At 41.1% G+C, this 15,485-nt stretch carries 13 protein-coding genes; 6 read left to right on the plus strand and 7 right to left on the minus strand.

Annotated elements, in window-relative coordinates:
* The first annotated feature begins 16 nt into the window (after positions 1–16).
* Both FTU79_RS08525 and FTU79_RS08530 read left to right on the plus strand, forming a co-directional pair.
* Entirely contained in the window at positions 17–1,744 is a 1,728-nt protein-coding gene (locus tag FTU79_RS08525; RefSeq protein WP_180049638.1) for a glutamine--tRNA ligase/YqeY domain fusion protein, read from the plus strand.
* Between the two features lie 136 nt (positions 1,745–1,880).
* The gene (locus tag FTU79_RS08530; protein ID WP_180007836.1) at positions 1,881–2,792 is read left to right on the plus strand and encodes a bestrophin family protein; all 912 of its coding nucleotides are present in this window, start codon (positions 1,881–1,883) and stop codon (positions 2,790–2,792) included.
* 9 nt (positions 2,793–2,801) lie between these two features.
* Here FTU79_RS08530 and FTU79_RS08535 read toward each other — a convergent pair whose 3' ends face one another.
* Positions 2,802–3,725: a LysR family transcriptional regulator gene (locus tag FTU79_RS08535; RefSeq protein ID WP_180007835.1), complete on the minus strand. Its 924-nt coding sequence runs from the start codon at positions 3,723–3,725 to the stop codon at positions 2,802–2,804.
* 96 nt (positions 3,726–3,821) lie between these two features.
* Here FTU79_RS08535 and FTU79_RS08540 point away from each other — a divergent pair, with 96 nt between their 5' ends.
* Both FTU79_RS08540 and FTU79_RS08545 read left to right on the plus strand, forming a co-directional pair.
* A complete protein-coding gene (locus FTU79_RS08540; protein WP_180049640.1) occupies positions 3,822–4,883 on the plus strand; it encodes an aldo/keto reductase in 1,062 nt (353 codons plus the stop codon).
* An 83-nt stretch (positions 4,884–4,966) separates the two neighbouring features.
* Positions 4,967–5,425 carry an SRPBCC domain-containing protein gene (locus FTU79_RS08545; protein ID WP_372491103.1) on the plus strand — a complete coding sequence of 153 codons (459 nt, stop codon included), beginning with the start codon at positions 4,967–4,969 and terminating at the stop codon, positions 5,423–5,425.
* A 139-nt stretch (positions 5,426–5,564) separates the two neighbouring features.
* On the opposite strand, the gene FTU79_RS08550 is transcribed toward FTU79_RS08545, so the two are convergent.
* Positions 5,565–6,101: a lecithin retinol acyltransferase family protein gene (locus FTU79_RS08550; RefSeq protein ID WP_078193494.1), complete on the minus strand. Its 537-nt coding sequence runs from the start codon at positions 6,099–6,101 to the stop codon at positions 5,565–5,567.
* Positions 6,102–6,236: 135 nt separating this feature from the next.
* Between FTU79_RS08550 and FTU79_RS08555 the strand changes: the two genes are divergently transcribed.
* Positions 6,237–7,013 carry a phosphodiester glycosidase family protein gene (locus tag FTU79_RS08555; RefSeq protein WP_257224273.1) on the plus strand — a complete coding sequence of 259 codons (777 nt, stop codon included), beginning with the start codon at positions 6,237–6,239 and terminating at the stop codon, positions 7,011–7,013.
* Positions 7,014–7,069: 56 nt separating this feature from the next.
* Here FTU79_RS08555 and FTU79_RS08560 read toward each other — a convergent pair whose 3' ends face one another.
* The 4 genes from FTU79_RS08560 to putA form a co-directional block, all read right to left on the minus strand.
* Entirely contained in the window at positions 7,070–7,318 is a 249-nt protein-coding gene (locus tag FTU79_RS08560; protein ID WP_180041590.1) for a hypothetical protein, read from the minus strand.
* Positions 7,319–7,581: 263 nt separating this feature from the next.
* Positions 7,582–7,806, minus strand: coding sequence for a hypothetical protein (locus FTU79_RS08565; RefSeq protein ID WP_168378613.1), 225 nt, complete (start codon positions 7,804–7,806; stop codon positions 7,582–7,584).
* Between the two features lie 252 nt (positions 7,807–8,058).
* A complete protein-coding gene (gene trmA / locus FTU79_RS08570; protein ID WP_180049642.1) occupies positions 8,059–9,141 on the minus strand; it encodes a tRNA (uridine(54)-C5)-methyltransferase TrmA in 1,083 nt (360 codons plus the stop codon).
* Between the two features lie 228 nt (positions 9,142–9,369).
* The gene (gene putA, locus FTU79_RS08575) at positions 9,370–13,098 is read right to left on the minus strand and encodes a trifunctional transcriptional regulator/proline dehydrogenase/L-glutamate gamma-semialdehyde dehydrogenase (protein WP_180049644.1); all 3,729 of its coding nucleotides are present in this window, start codon (positions 13,096–13,098) and stop codon (positions 9,370–9,372) included.
* Positions 13,099–13,231: 133 nt separating this feature from the next.
* On the opposite strand from putA, the gene FTU79_RS08580 reads away from it, so the two are divergent.
* Positions 13,232–13,726, plus strand: coding sequence for an Lrp/AsnC ligand binding domain-containing protein (locus tag FTU79_RS08580; protein ID WP_180049646.1), 495 nt, complete (start codon positions 13,232–13,234; stop codon positions 13,724–13,726).
* 61 nt (positions 13,727–13,787) lie between these two features.
* Here the strand turns inward: FTU79_RS08580 and putP are convergent, their stop codons facing one another.
* Entirely contained in the window at positions 13,788–15,290 is a 1,503-nt protein-coding gene (gene putP, locus FTU79_RS08585; protein ID WP_180049648.1) for a sodium/proline symporter PutP, read from the minus strand.
* Between the last annotated feature and the right edge of the window lie 195 nt (positions 15,291–15,485).

The following is a 15,485-nucleotide window of genomic DNA, read 5'->3' on the forward strand; positions in this document are numbered from 1 at the left end:
AAGTGATTTTATTACCATGAAGCCAAACGATGTTGTTTCATCCCTGCCTAACAATCCGACAACCAAGAACAATGCCCCTGTCGAAGCTGCGCAGCAGGAACAACAGCCAGGCTTAGATTTTGTACGTCAAGTCATTACAGATGATTTATCTGCAGGTCGTACCGAACAAGTTGTAACACGTTTTCCACCAGAGCCAAATGGCTACCTACATATTGGTCATGTAAAAGCTATTTGCCTAAACTTTGGTATTGCTCAAGAATTCGCAGGTCTATGTAACCTCCGTTTTGACGATACAAACCCGGATGCCGAAGAGCAAGAGTATGTAGACGGTATTGCCAATGACGTCAAATGGCTAGGTTTTGAGTGGAATGGCGAGCCACGTTATGCATCGAGCTATTTTGATCAGCTTTACGCTTGGGCAGTTCAATTGATTGAACAAGGTGATGCTTATGTGGATTTGCAAAGCCCTGAAGAAATCAAACTGAACCGTGGTAATTTTGTTGAGCCGGGTAAAAACTCGCCGCAACGTGATGCTAGCGTAGAAGAAAACTTAGCGCGTTTTGAACAAATGCGTAATGGTGAGTTGGGAGAAGGTCAGGCAGTACTACGTGCCAAAATTGACATGACTTCACCTAACATTCATATGCGTGATCCTATTTTGTATCGTATTTTGCATTCTGAACATCACCAAACTGGTGATAAATGGAAAATGTACCCAATGTACGATTATGCGCATCCATTATCAGATGCCATTGAAGGAGTTACGCATTCACTGTGTACACTTGAGTTTGTTGATCACCGTCCATTTTATGACTGGGTTGTAGAGAAAGTTAAATCACCATCTGTACCGCGTCAGTACGAATCAAGCCGCTTAAATGTAGATTACACCATTACCTCTAAACGTAAATTACGTAAATTGGTTGAAGGTGGATTTGTGAATGGTTGGGATGATCCACGTATGCCGACCGTTGTGGGTATGCGCCGTCGCGGCTTTACTCCAGAAGGTCTACGTGACTTCTGTAAACGTGTAGGTGTAACAAAAGTCGATGGCAGTATCGTAGATGTTGCAATGCTTGAATACTGCATCCGTCAGTCTTTAGAAAATACTGCTTCGCGTGGCATGGCTGTGTTGAATCCACTCAAAGTGACTTTAACTAACTTGCCTGAAGCAATGGATTTGGTACATGCACGTCATCCAAATGTAGACATGGGTGACCGTATTATTCCGTTGACTCAGGACATTTACATTGATCGTAAAGACTTTGAAGAAGTTGCACCTAAAGGCTTTAAACGTCTGATTCCGGGCGGTGAAGTGCGTTTACGTCATGCGTATGTGATTAAGTGCGATGAAGTGATTAAAGACGAGAACGGTGAAGTGGTTGAATTGAAATGTTCAATTGACCCTGAAACTTTAGGTAAAAACCCCGAAGGCCGTAAGGTGAAGGGCGTTGTACATTGGGTTTCTGCAAGCAAAGGTATTGCTGCGGAAGTTCGTATCTACGACCGTTTATTTACTGAGTCAGACCCTGAAGTGGGTGATGACTTCCTTGCTAACTTAAACCCTGAATCGCTGAAAGTGGTTCAAGCGGTGATTGAGCCTGCATTGGCAGAAGTAAAACCTGAAGACCGTTTCCAATTTGAACGTGAGGGTTACTTTGTTGCAGATCAGTTTGATCATACAGCAGAAAAACCGGTGTTTAACCGCATCCTAGATTTGAAAGACAGTTTCAAACCGGGTAAATAAAATCTTAGATTTTTAAAGGGATTCATCTTTGAATCCTATATAGATTAAGATCAAGTAGGTTAAAATTAAGCTCAACTTCGGTTGGGCTTTTTTCATGGTTGAGATGGTTCATTAAGGCAGTACAGAGGGAAAATAAGTGATCATTCGAAATAAAAATAATAGCTTTAAACTTTTATTTGCATGGCATGGCACGATACTCCCAAAAGTTATGCCTGCTTTAGCCGTCGTGGTGAGTTTGTCGGCGATTTTGGTGTATCTAAGTGCTGCGCACTACCTGAATACCCCCGAAGTTCCTGCCATCGGATTTACCATCTTTGGGGTGATTCTGTCGATTTTTTTGAGCTTTCGAAATACTGCCTGTTATGACCGTTGGTGGGAAGGTCGCAAGCTTTGGGGCTCATTGATTGCCAATACACGCCACATGATTCGTGATAGCCATGTCCTTGAAGATGAGCAAAGAACCGTGTTGATTTACCGCATCATGCTGTTTTGCAATTTGTTACGTGATCGCTTACGCCATGAATCACAAGATATTGCACATTTTAAAGATGGTGCAGCTTTGACGGATCAGCAATGGCAGCAATGTCGAGACAATATCAATGCGCCACAGTATTTACTTGAAATTATTCAAAAAGATTTAGTCAAAACTTATAAACAATGTCAGATTACAGATATTATTTACAGCACGCTTACACGTCATACTGTAGCAATGGGTGATATCCATGCAGGCTGTGACCGTATTATGACCACGCCACTACCATTTTCCTATTCGGTGCTTTTACATCGCGCGGTGTATTCATTTTGTCTGATTTTGCCGTTTAGCCTAGAGGCCAGTTTAGGGATTTGGACACCTGTTATTGTGGCTTTGATTGCATATTTATTTTTAGGTTTGGATGCGTTAAGTGCAGAGCTAGAAGAGCCTTTTGGCTTGCAGGAAAATGATTTACCGCTGGACTCGATTGTACGCAATATTGAGCGTGAAATGTTTAGCAGCCTAGAAGTTGAACTTCCGCCGCTGATTAAGACATTTAACAGTAACCTAAGATAAGTTCTTGGCCTAATTTTTAGATAAATTGGGCGATACGTACCAAGCATACTGATGCTGAAAAAAATCGTCCAAGTGTTGCATAAAGGCCTGTACTTTAGGCGGCACAAAATGTCGATGCGGAATTACCACATAGATTGCTGTGCTTTGAACAGGGATTGCAGGTAGAACTTGGATGAGTCGGCCAGATTGTAGATCGTCCTCCACATGCCAGATGGAGTGGTTCGAAATGCCTAAACCTGCAAGTGCTGCTTGGCGTACGCCTTCACCTGAGTTGATATGAAATTGCCCTGAAACAGGTATTTTTATGCTGTGTTGATCTTGGAAAAATGTCCAATGCTGCGAAACGCCCTTTGGGTATTTCTGCAAAATGCATTGGAGCATAGAGAGCTCTTCTAGAGAGCGAGGTTCGCCATGTTGTTTGATATAGCTAGGCGAGGCACACAAAATACGACGGTTTAAGCTGAGTGGTTTAGCAATCAGCGATGAGTCTTCTAGCTGTCCAATACGTATCGCAACGTCGATACCTGCGGAGACCAAATCTAAATTTTGATCGGTCTGTTCAATATCTAAAGTCAATGTTGGGTGTAGATTGGCAAAGGCTGCAAATACTGGCCCTAAGATACGATTTCCAAAAACTTCTGAACAGGTGATTTTTAATGTGCCACTGAGTTGTTGTGGTTCAGGCTGAAATTGGCCTAGCAGAGAATTAAATTGTTCGAGTAAGGGAAAACCTTGCTGCAATAAAACAGCACCCTCCTGTGTTAAATGTAGTTGCCATATAGTGCGATGAAATAAGCGCAGCCCTAAACTTTGTTCAAGTCTGTGTAGACGGCTACTAGCGACAGAAACAGAGAGATTGGCTTCTTTGGCAGCTTGACTGATTGAACCCAGTGCCGCCATTCGTGTGAATAAGTCGAAATCTTCAGTTAGCATTATCAATATAATCAAGAAAGTCTTTCTCGATATTCAGGGTTTTTCTGATAAATATCTGTGCCTATTCTGTGTATAAATTAAACACAGGAAATCACCATGAACTATCACAATCTAGGGCAATCTGGCTTACAAGTTTCAGAGTTCGGCTTTGGTGCAGGTACATTTGGCGGGCAAGGCCCTATTTTCTCTGCATGGGGGCAATCGAGTTTAAATGATGCCCAACGTATGATTGATCTGTGTATTGATCAAGGCGTGAATTATTTCGATACCGCAGATGCTTACTCAAATGGTGCCTCAGAGCAGATGCTCGGTGCATTACTTCAATCAAAACGCCAAGAGGTGATTATTTCCAGCAAAGTGGGTATCCGATTGAACGATGGAATCAATCAAGGTGGATATTCTAGAAGCTATTTAATACAAGCTGTGGAGGCGAGTTTAAAGCGTTTAGGCACAGATTATATTGATGTGCTGCAACTACATCAGTTTGATAGCACGACGCCACTTGAGCAGCTGATGCGCAGTTTGGATGACTTGGTACGTAGTGGAAAAGTTCGCTATATCGGTGCGTCGAATTTTTCAGGCTGGCAGCTCATGAAAGCTCAGTCGATTGCCCAACAGCAGGGCTATGAAAAGCTAAGTGTGCATCAAGTCTATTATTCTTTGATTGGACGTGACTATGAATGGGAGTTGATGCCTGCGCAGCATGATCAACAGATTGGTGCAGTGGTTTGGAGTCCGCTGGGCTGGGGGAGATTAACAGGAAAATTTGATCGTGAGCATGCGATTCCAAAGCAAAGCCGGCTGCATGAAACAGCACAATTCGCACCGCCAGTTCAACACGAGAAGTTATATGCGGTGTTAGATGTAATGCAAGAAATAGCCATGGAAACAGGGCACTCTATCCCGCAGATTGCATTGAATTGGCTGAAAACCAGACCGACAGTTTCTAGCATTTTGATAGGCGCACGTAATGAACAGCAACTGTTGGATAACCTTGCGGCGAAAGATTGGTCGTTAAGCGTAGAGCAGTTAGCCCGATTAGACGCAGTCAGTGCAGTGTATCCACCTTATCCATACTATCCCTATTGGAATGGGCAATTTACAGAGAAGAATCCCACGCTAGTGACATCAGCATTTATTACAGAACATACAGCTTAATAGGGCAATAACAATTCAGTGGTAGGCAATGATCAGTTCTCTGTGCTATCACTGAATAAAATTAAAATACTGTAGGAATGCTGATGAGTGTCGTGATTGAAACCCAGATGTTAATTCGTAAGTCCATCAATATCGTATTTAATGCTTTTGTTGATCCTTTAATAACACAGCATTTTTGGTTTAGTGCATCGAGTGGCTATCTAGAAGAAGGTAAAACCGTGCAATGGACTTGGCAGAAATATAATGCAGTCGCCGATGTAGACGTGCTGAGTATTAAGGAAAACAAATTAATTCAAATACAGTGGGGAGAACCAAAAACTCAAGTCGATTTTATTTTTGAGCAGATTAGCCCGATGGAAACCTACGTTCGTATCAAAAATTCAAAGATTCCTCTGCAAGGTCAGGCATTAATTGATTTTATTATCGATAGTACAGGTGGTTTTACAACGGTTTTGGATGCAGCCAAAATTTATTTAGAACATGGCCTGCAAAGCAATTTGGTTGAAGATAAATTTCCACCTTTTAGCAATGCGAACTTTTAGCAATGTGAAGAGTGACCAAAATTAAGCATGACATCTGATACGCCGTAAGGAAAAGCTTGTGTATTAGCGCAGTATTTCTAAGCAATGTGCTGATGTATTGAAATTTGATAAAGCCACGGTTCAATGCTGCTGCAGTGAATTAACGATTTTTATGTTCTTCACGCTTTAAATAGGTATAAACCGGCATCTGCATTTTGGCTTTTTCGCGCAGTTTCTTTTTGATATAGAACACCAGTGCAAAGCAAGTAGTGGTCACGGTCAGCATCATACTGCTCATAAAACTCATCAGAGAACTGACATAGCCAATCGTGGTGAGTCGGTTCATCATACGGAACACTTGAGGACTACTTTCAACGCCGGTAATAGCCCATGTGCATAAGTGTTCACAGTTATTAATAATCAGATGATAGTTGTTTTCATGCATGCGAGAGCGCATACGACGCACCACTTTACGACCTTTAAATTTTGGATTGCTATATGACTGAACGATAATTTTTTTGCCGTGGCTGAATTTTTCGATCGAAGTCATTTCAATTGGATGTTTTTTGAAAAGGTGTGCAAAACCAGAGTAGTGAATGACTCTACCGCGGCCGGCATATATGCCATGATGGCTATAACCGAAGTGTTTAACAATAAGATGTGTTCCAAGAGGAAAACCATCTTTCTGCACGTGCATGAATTTACCAGTCCTACTTTAAATCCGAATTATTTTTAAAGATTAGTCTACTTTTAATCTGTGAATTAATCGACTATTTTAGCGATGATTTAGCTAAAATTTGTTCGATTTTTAACGCACGCTATGGATAGGGTCATGCTTGGTGTTCAATCAACCTCAATGTTTAAAAAAATGCGCTTTATGATGCTGCTCGGTCTGATTTTCTCACCGACTATTTCCTATGCCAATATTCAAGCGAAACGTGTCAGTCAGCCCATTGCCGTGGATGTGGTTGAAATTTCGGATCTGAGTCAACTGAAGCTCTATTTATATAATGCAGAGCAGCAGCCATATCGAGACTTACAGCGTTTAAAGCAGGCATTAGCGCGTAAATGTAATACGATGAACTTCGCAATGAATGCAGGGATGTATCATGCAGATTTAGCGCCTGTTGGTCTTTACGTTGAAAATGGGCTGCAGAAAAAAGCCTTGAATCGTGCAACACGAGGCTTTGGCAATTTCTTAATTCAGCCGAATGGTGTTCTAGCATGGAATGACAAGCAAGCGGTGATATTAACTACACAAAAATATGCTTCCACAAATTTTAATGCACGTTATGCGACGCAGTCAGGCCCGATGCTAGTGGTAGATGGAAAAATCAATTCAAACTTTATCCCACAGTCAGATTCATTGAAAATCCGCAATGGTGTGGGGATCAAAAACGGCAAGTTGTATTTTGTGATCAGTCGTGAAGGCGTGTCGTTTTATGCATTTGCACAATATTTTAAGCAGCAATTATCGATTAACAATGCCTTGTATTTAGATGGATCTGTGTCTAGTGCAGATATTCAAGTATTGAATAGACATGATTCAAGTTTGAAAGCTTTAGGGCCAATTGTAGCGTATACAACAGCATTTCAATGCAAACAATAAAAGCCCGAATGGTCGGGCTTCATGTATACAGTCTTTAGATTGATAGCAACTACTGTTTATTTGCCGACTAAACCTAAAAAGGTACTTTGGGTTTGGCACATTTGAATGGCTTGTTCTTTAGATTGTTGCTTGATACTTTCTTCAAACTGTTTTTTCTGTTCTTTGATTTGCTCTTCGTTTAAGCCCATTTGTTTCGATAAGGCTTCGAGTTTATCCCAAGATTCTTCGCATTCTTTGGGAATTTGGCTACAAGCACTTAGACTAAGTATGCAGCAGGCGATTAGGCAAATTGTTAATTTATTCATGTTCATTCCTTTAGTTTTTATATCAATGCTGTTTAGAGGTCTTCGGCATCATATTTGATGCAATATTAGGTTTTATTGTCGTGTGTTTAAAAATTAGACATCACTGAGTTGCCTTGGAGCATAGCATAAAAGCTGTAAATAGCGATGTGGCCAATCCACAAAACCTAATCTGTAAATAAGCGGCATACTTTTGATTAGACTAAAAAATGAAAAAGGCACTCTGTAAAACAGAATGCCTTGTTTGAACATTGAATGTTCAGACTCTACTGTAGAGGTAGATGCTGGATTTCATTTAATTCCTTACGGCTATAACCGCGCGAAGCGAGCACTTTTTTAATACCGAGGATAACATCTTCATCTGTTGCCTTTGTAAGAGCAGCAATAAGCTGTTCATTGGTTTTACAAGAGCAATCATTTTCAACACAGGCAATTTGATTCTTATGCCCGTTTTGCTGTTCATTAGCGAACAACTTATGCCAAAAACTCATAGAGCCTTCATTTGCGACCTAACATAGGACGAAATATAACCAATCCAATAAATAAAGCAAGACTACTAAAGTGAAATTTTAGCCACTTGAATCATCATTTTTTCGATTGGACTTTTAGAATCTTTGCCTAATTGATATAAAAAGGCATCCATTACACCGCATGTGGCGAGAAAATAAAGCTTTTTTGGTATATAAAAAAGGAGCTTTTAGAAAGCTCCTTTTATGACAACAACATGACTTGAAATAATTTGTTTAAATCTTCTCAAGAAACACACCAGACTCTACATGGTGTGTATAAGGGAATTGATCAAACAAGGCGAATTTGCTGATTTTATGCGTTTGTGAAAGCAGTTTAAGATTGTCATGCAAAGTATCTGGGTTGCATGAAATATAGATAATGCGTTCAAAACGTTGCAACAGTTTTAGTGTTTCATCATCGATGCCTGCACGCGGTGGATCGACAAATACCGTATCGAAGTTATAGCTTGAAATTTCAATTTCAGCTTCTTCAAGGCGGCGGAATGTACGTTCAGCATTGTAGGCTTGGGTAAACTCTTCAGCTGATAGACGAGCCACTTGGATATTATTAATGCCATTTTGCTCAATATTCCACTGTGCTGCATAGACTGAAGACTTGGCTAATTCTGTTGCCAAAACGCGATTAAAGCGTGTTGAAAGAGGCAGCGTGAAATTACCATTACCACAGTAGAGCTCAAGTAAGTCTTTGTCTGAATGATCGGCAGCCTGACACGCCCATTCCAGCATTTTTTGACATACGCCAGCATTGGGCTGCGTGAAGCTACTTTCGATTTGTTTGTACTGATATTTACGGTCAAACACTTGGAGTTCTTCAATCACATAGTCATCAGTCAAAATCACGCGCTGACCACGACTACGACCATAAATCTTGATATTGAGCTTTTCAGACAGCGCTTTGGCAGCAACTTCCCATTCAGCATTGAGCGGGCAGCGGTAAACCAATGAAACCAGCATTTCACCTTTCAGCGTCGCTAAGAAATGAACCTCAAATAAACGGCTCGATAAGATCTCTTGCGCCTTGAGTTCATTTAATAATATTGGCATTAAATCATTAATGCTTTTATCTGCAATCGGGAAATCTTTAATTTCGACAACTTGTTTTTCATTGTCTGCATTGCGTTCAAACATTGCATAGAACATATCATTTTCAGTATGCCAAATTCGGAATTCCGCTCGCATACGAAAGTTTTGTTCAGCAGAAGGAAAAACTTCTAAAGAGGGAGGGTTATATTCTGAAAATTGAGCCGAAATGCGGGCAACTTTGGCATCAAGTTGTTGCTGATAAGTTGAAGTCATATGCAGTAAAAAATCGCAAACATATTAAAAAAAGTCATGTTAGCAAAATTCACCTTATAAGACTAAATTAATTCCACTTTTGGCTGTATTTATCTGTCGAGAAAATGAGTCTGAATGCGCTAAACAGAATATTTATCTAGGGGTAGTTAAAAAACGCTCAATCTTTATGGAACATTCATAAAGATTGAGCTAAGTGAGGAACTGATTAGTTGGAGTTCAATTCAGTGTTTAATTCATCGTCATTAAGCTGGCATTACCACCGGCTGCCGCAGTATTGACACTGATTGCCCGCTCAATCACGAAACGCTCTACAGGGATGTCATATTGGCCTGAAGCTAAATGCGTAATGCCAATAATTGCACCTTCACGAGATGCAATGACTTGTTGAATTTTTAATAACTCAGCTTTTTCACCATGGTGTAAAACCGCATCAAAATTGCCATGATAAATATCCGTGATCACTTTAAATTGGTCCACGAGGATTTTCGGCATGCTATTTAAGTGTTTCAACACAAAAGTATTGTCTGCAAGTACCATTGGTTGACTACCCACCGATAAAATCGCAGCAATTTGATTCAGTTGATCTGCATCATTATTGGCTAGTGAAAGTACACCTTTACGTGCCAAAATGGCATATTGGTTGTTTTCACCAGTTGGGCCTTGCAGTTCAAAACTTTGTCCTGCGGCTATGGCCTGCGGTGCTTGAATGGCAATGCCTGCAAAATGTTGCTTCGCCCAAGCGTTAAAAGCTTCATATGCAGGGAAGTGTGCAGCTTGTGTTTCTGCCTGAGCAGCATAAGGTGTAGCCAATTTTTTCTCAGAAATTTGATGCATTAAACGGTAAAGATATAAAGGACCGCCAGCTTTTGGACCTGTACCTGATAAGCCTTCGCCGCCAAAGGGTTGTACACCAACCACAGCACCTACAATATTACGGTTAATGTACAGGTTGCCGACTTCTGCATGACCGATGACTTTTTGAATCGTGTCATCAATACGTGTATGCAAGCCCATGGTTAAACCATAACCTTTGACATTAATTTGTGTTAATAGGTTTTCAATCTCACCATATTTGTAGGTGATTAAATGCAATACTGGCCCAAAAACTTCGCGTTCTAAATCATTTAAATTTGGCAGTTCAATCAAAGTTGGTGCAACGAAAGTTCCCGTACTTAAGGCATTGTCATCAGCATTAAACATGATTTGATGTACTGGATAGCCTTTGCTACGCATCTTCTCAATATGTTTTTCAATATTTTGCTGTGCTTCAAGGTCGATCACTGGGCCAATGTCAGTTGCTAAAAGTGCAGGATTTCCGACACGAAGTTGCTCCATGGCACCTTGTAACATGGTACGGACAACGTCCACATTATCTTCTTGCACACAGAGAATACGTAGGGCAGAACAGCGTTGACCGGCACTATCATAAGCTGAGTTAACGACATCTAATACCACTTGTTCTGTCAATGCTGATGAGTCAACAATCATGGCATTTTGACCGCCAGTTTCAGCAATCAAAACCACGCTTTCGCCAAATTGGTTTAAACGCTGTGCCACGGTTTTTTGCAAGATACGTGCGACTTCAGTGGAGCCTGTAAACATAATGCCTTGGATACGTGAGTCAGCACTGAGTTTGGCACCAATGGTTTCGCCACGCCCAGGAAGGAGTTGCAATACATCAAACGGAACACCTGCTTCCCATAAAATATGTACAGCTTGAGCAGCAATCAGTGGCGTTTGTTCAGCAGGCTTGGCAATCACGGTATTACCTGCAACCAAGGCTGCAGCAATTTGACCTGTGAAAATAGCAAGCGGGAAGTTCCATGGGCTAATGCACAGCACAGTACCTAGGGGTTCAATTTGCGTATTCTCTGCTAGATCAATTATTTGAGCTGCATAATAACGTAGGAAATCTACAGCTTCACGGACTTCAGCAATAGCATTGGCATAAGTTTTACCACTTTCACGTGACAACAACACCATCAGAGATTGCAATTGTGCTTCCATCAAATCCGCCGCACGGTTTAAGCATGCTGCACGCTGATCTTTGTCTAAAGTTTTCCATGAAGCTTGGGCATTTACCGCATTATTGAGAGCGATTTCCGCTTGTTCTAAACTGGCTTCGCTGACACTACCGACCACATCACTACGGTTTGCAGGGTTTGTAATGTTGATACTTGCAGTATGAATTTCTTCTAAATTAGCGCCCATTGCACTAGCATGCCACTGGGTATGTGCATGCTGTACTGCCGTGGTATTGAGCTGAGATAAGTCGCGATCATTGGCTAAATCGAGTCCTTTTGAGTTGCGACGTTCTGAGCCATACAAATCTTGCGGAAATGGGATGGATGGATGCTTAGCGCCAGTCACACCTTCTTTTTCAGCAGCCGCTAATATCGTCTGTCTTGGATTTTCAATTAAATCTTCAATTTTTAAATTTTTATCTGCAATACGGTTAACGAAAGAAGTATTCGCACCATTTTCCAGTAAACGTCGAACTAAATAGGCCAATAAGGTTTCATGGTTACCCACCGGTGCATAAATACGACATGGCACCCCCAGTTTGTTGTCAGACTTTGAACCCACCACTTGTTCATAGAGGGGTTCACCCATGCCGTGAAGGCACTGGAATTCATACTGGCCTGGATAGTAAAGCTCTGGCTGTGCTAATTGGTAGATCGTAGCAACAGTTTGCGCATTGTGTGTTGCAAACTGAGGATAAATTTGCTCAGGTGCTGCCAAGAGTTTTTTAGCACATGCAATATAAGACAGGTCGGTATGAACTTTGCGCGTAAATACAGGATAGTCACTCATACCTTCAATTTGCGCTTTCTTAATTTCGCTGTCCCAGTATGCACCTTTCACCAAGCGAATCATTAAACGTTTTTGGCTACGCTTAGCGAGGTCAATAATATGGTCGACCACATAGAAACAGCGTTTTTGGTAGGCTTGAATCACAAATCCAATGCCTTTCCAATCCGCTAATTTAGGCTCAAAACACAGGCGTTCGAGTAGTTCCAAAGAAATTTCTAAACGGTCAGTTTCTTCAGCATCAATGTTTAGACCAATATTGTAATGCTTGGCTAATACTGCAAGTTCAAGCACTTTGCCATAAAGTTCGTTATGCACACGGTCGATCTGTGAACGTTGGTAGCGCGGGTGTAGGGCAGATAATTTGATCGAAATGCCTGCTCCGTTATAAACATCTTTACCTTCAGAGGCTTGACCAATCGCGTGGATCGCATCGGTATAGTCTTGATAATAACGTTCTGCATCAGGTTCAGTTAATGCTGCTTCACCTAACATGTCATATGAATAACGGAAGCCTTTGTCTTCTAATACTTCTGCATGTTTAATCGCTTCATTGATGGTCTCGCCTGTGACAAACTGTTCGCCCATCATACGCATAGCCACGTCGACAGCTTTACGGATAATGCCACGACCACTGCGTGCTAAAATACCCGTCAATAGACTAGAAAGACTTTTTTGTTGAGGGGTTTCCATTAGTTTACCCGTCAGCATTAAACCCCAAGCAGCAGCATTTACGAACATGAGGCTACTTTGGCCAACATGATCTTTCCAGTTACCTTGGTTGATTTTATCTTTGATCAGTAAATCACGCGTTGCTTTGTCTGGAATACGGAGTAGCGCTTCGGCTAAACACATGAGCGCGATGCCTTCCTGAGAAGACAATGAAAACTCTTGTAGCAAGCCTTGCACAATGCCTGCTTTACCTGTACCGCTTTTACGTTCACGTAATGAATGGGCTAAAAAAGCCAATTGTTGAATTTGATCGCTGATCGGGGAAGGGATTTCACTGTGTGCTAATAAGTTTTCAATACACTCAGTTTCAGCACGACGCCATGCTGTATTAATCGATTGTTCAAAGCTATTCTTGTCTTTAAATTCAATGATGTAGTCATCGCTTCCCGTGACTTCAAATACTTTTCCATTCATGTTTCAATTTTCCGTGTCAAAGTTCTATGACGAGCAAATAAATCTTGAGCTTGATCCTTTATTTAATTTATCATCACAGAATATTTAGCGAATAACTCACTATAGTTTTAATAATATTTAGAGAAAAATTCAGATGAGTGGCCCATATTTGAGCTTAGACCGTATAGATATTCGAATTTTAGAGCTGCTGCAAGAAGACGGAAAATTGTCCAATATTAAGCTTGCGGAAATGGTGAATTTATCACCCACTGCGGCGTTGGCACGTGTGCAAAAATTATCGAAAGAGGGCTTTATTTTAGGCTATGAAGCACGTTTAAATCCGGTCTTACTCAACAATGGATTTGTGGTTTTTGTGGAGATTTTACTAGATAAAACTACACCCAATGTATTGGAAGATTTTTCGGATGCAGTGCGTCAAATTCCAGAAATCGTAGAATGTCACATGATCAGCGGTGGTTTTGATTTTGTGGTGAAAATACGCTGCGCAAATATGGAAGAATTTAGAAAAATTTCAGGGCAGGTACTTTGGCAATTACCTGGTATCAAGGAAACGCGTAGTTATCCTGTGATGGAAGTGATCAAAGAAAGTATGCAAATTAAGCTGAAACCTGCGGCTCGGCCGAAGTAGCTAATCATCAATAATTGAGTATAAAAAAGGGGCATTTAGCCCCTTTTTAGTGTCAAAAATTTTAGATTTCAGACATTTCTTTTTGATATTGCGCTTCGGCTTTTTCAAAGCGTTCAACCACATCCGCCTCTGGTGCTTTACCCAATAAGCTCACGACAACGATACTGATTGCAGAGAAAATAAAGCCTGGAATGATTTCGTATAAACCAAGGTGGCCTAAGTAGTTTTTCCACACGATGACAGTCACAGCACCTACGATCATGCCAATGATTGCTCCGTTAAGCGTCATACGTTTCCACAGCAATGAAAGAATAATCAGCGGGCCAAATGCAGCACCGAAACCTGCCCATGCATAAGCCACTAAGCCTAAAACTTTACTTGCAGGGTTCATTGCAAAGGTGATTGCAAATACAGCAATTGCCAAGACCATCGCACGTCCAATCCAAACCAATTCTTTTTGCGATGCATTTTTACGAATAAAACCTTTGTACAAATCTTCCGTCAAGGTTGTTGAACATACCAATAACTGACAGCTAAGTGTGCTCATCACCGCAGCTAAAATTGCGGCTAAAATAATCCCTGCAATCCACGGATTGAATAGAATTTTAGTCAATTCCATAAATACCGTTTCAGGGTTGGCATTAACGACGCTTGCCAGTTCTGAGTGAACTTGGAAGTAAGCAATACCGATATAACCGGCTGCTACAGCACCGCCTAGACATAGGATCATCCATGTCATACCAATGCGTCGTGCATTCGGAATGGATTTAACAGAATCGGCTGCCATAAAGCGAACCAAAATATGCGGCTGACCAAAATAGCCTAAGCCCCATGCCATGCTGGATAAAATCGCAACTGTACTTAAACCTTCAAATAAATTAGAAGCTTGTGGGCGAGCTGTTTCCAAAACAGCAGCAAGATTTTGACTGTTATCACCTAAAGCAAGGTAGGCGATGATCGGTGTGATCAGCAGTGCAAAGATCATCAGACCCGCTTGGAAAGTATCGGTCCAACTGATCGCTAAGAATCCACCAATACAGACATAGCTGATGGTTGCAATTGCACCAATCCACAGTGCTGTTGTGTAGTTCCAACCGAATAAACTTTCGAAAAGTCGTGCGCCAGCCACCATGCCAGAAGCACAGTAAATCGCAAAGAACACTAAAATCACTACAGCTGAAATGATACGTAAAATCTTTTTACGGTCTGCAAAACGGCTCGTGAAATAATCGGGCAGGGTCAGGGCATTATTTTGATATTCGGTATGAACACGCAAGCGACCAGCAACGATCAACCAGTTCAACCAAGCACCGATAATTAAGCCGATTGCAATCCAAGCTTCGGAAAGACCAGATAGATAAATTGCACCAGGGAGACCCATGAGTAGCCAACCACTCATGTCGGATGCACCTGCTGAAAGTGCAGTCACAACACTTCCTAAACTTCGTCCACCTAAAATGTATTCGTCAAAGTTATGCGTAGCTTTGTAGGCACACAAACCAATGGCAAGCATTGCAAGAATATAAAAAATAAAGGTGACTAATGTCGGGTTTAAATGGCTCATAGGCGGTTCATCCTTAATGAAAGCAAATCATCTCTGTCCTAGATGAAAATTTGTACTTCTGTCGTAAATCGCAGATTCAAGCACGATTTAAAAATTACACTCTGTAACCTTTAAGCATATTTTATGTATATTTTGTGTAAATACTATTTTTTCTTATTACAAATCGAATTTTTTTATTGTGCTGCTGAAATGTTG

Origin of the sequence: Acinetobacter sp. YH12144, assembly GCF_013418345.1 — a bacterium.
GTDB classification, from domain to species: Bacteria; Pseudomonadota; Gammaproteobacteria; order Pseudomonadales; family Moraxellaceae; genus Acinetobacter; species Acinetobacter amyesii.

Excerpts from the sequence above, each read along its gene's own strand:
- FTU79_RS08525 (WP_180049638.1), top strand. The coding sequence starts at position 17 with ATGAAGCCAAACGATGTTGTTTCATCCCTGCCTAACAATCCGACAACC.
- FTU79_RS08535 (WP_180007835.1), bottom strand. The coding sequence starts at position 3,725 with ATGCTAACTGAAGATTTCGACTTATTCACACGAATGGCGGCACTGGGT.
- FTU79_RS08540 (WP_180049640.1), top strand. The coding sequence starts at position 3,822 with ATGAACTATCACAATCTAGGGCAATCTGGCTTACAAGTTTCAGAGTTC.
- FTU79_RS08545 (WP_372491103.1), top strand. The coding sequence starts at position 4,967 with ATGAGTGTCGTGATTGAAACCCAGATGTTAATTCGTAAGTCCATCAAT.
- FTU79_RS08550 (WP_078193494.1), bottom strand. The coding sequence starts at position 6,101 with ATGCACGTGCAGAAAGATGGTTTTCCTCTTGGAACACATCTTATTGTT.
- FTU79_RS08555 (WP_257224273.1), top strand. The coding sequence starts at position 6,237 with ATGCTTGGTGTTCAATCAACCTCAATGTTTAAAAAAATGCGCTTTATG.
- FTU79_RS08560 (WP_180041590.1), bottom strand. The coding sequence starts at position 7,318 with ATGAATAAATTAACAATTTGCCTAATCGCCTGCTGCATACTTAGTCTA.
- FTU79_RS08565 (WP_168378613.1), bottom strand. The coding sequence starts at position 7,806 with ATGAGTTTTTGGCATAAGTTGTTCGCTAATGAACAGCAAAACGGGCAT.
- trmA (WP_180049642.1), bottom strand. The coding sequence starts at position 9,141 with ATGACTTCAACTTATCAGCAACAACTTGATGCCAAAGTTGCCCGCATT.
- putA (WP_180049644.1), bottom strand. The coding sequence starts at position 13,098 with ATGAATGGAAAAGTATTTGAAGTCACGGGAAGCGATGACTACATCATT.
- FTU79_RS08580 (WP_180049646.1), top strand. The coding sequence starts at position 13,232 with ATGAGTGGCCCATATTTGAGCTTAGACCGTATAGATATTCGAATTTTA.
- putP (WP_180049648.1), bottom strand. The coding sequence starts at position 15,290 with ATGAGCCATTTAAACCCGACATTAGTCACCTTTATTTTTTATATTCTT.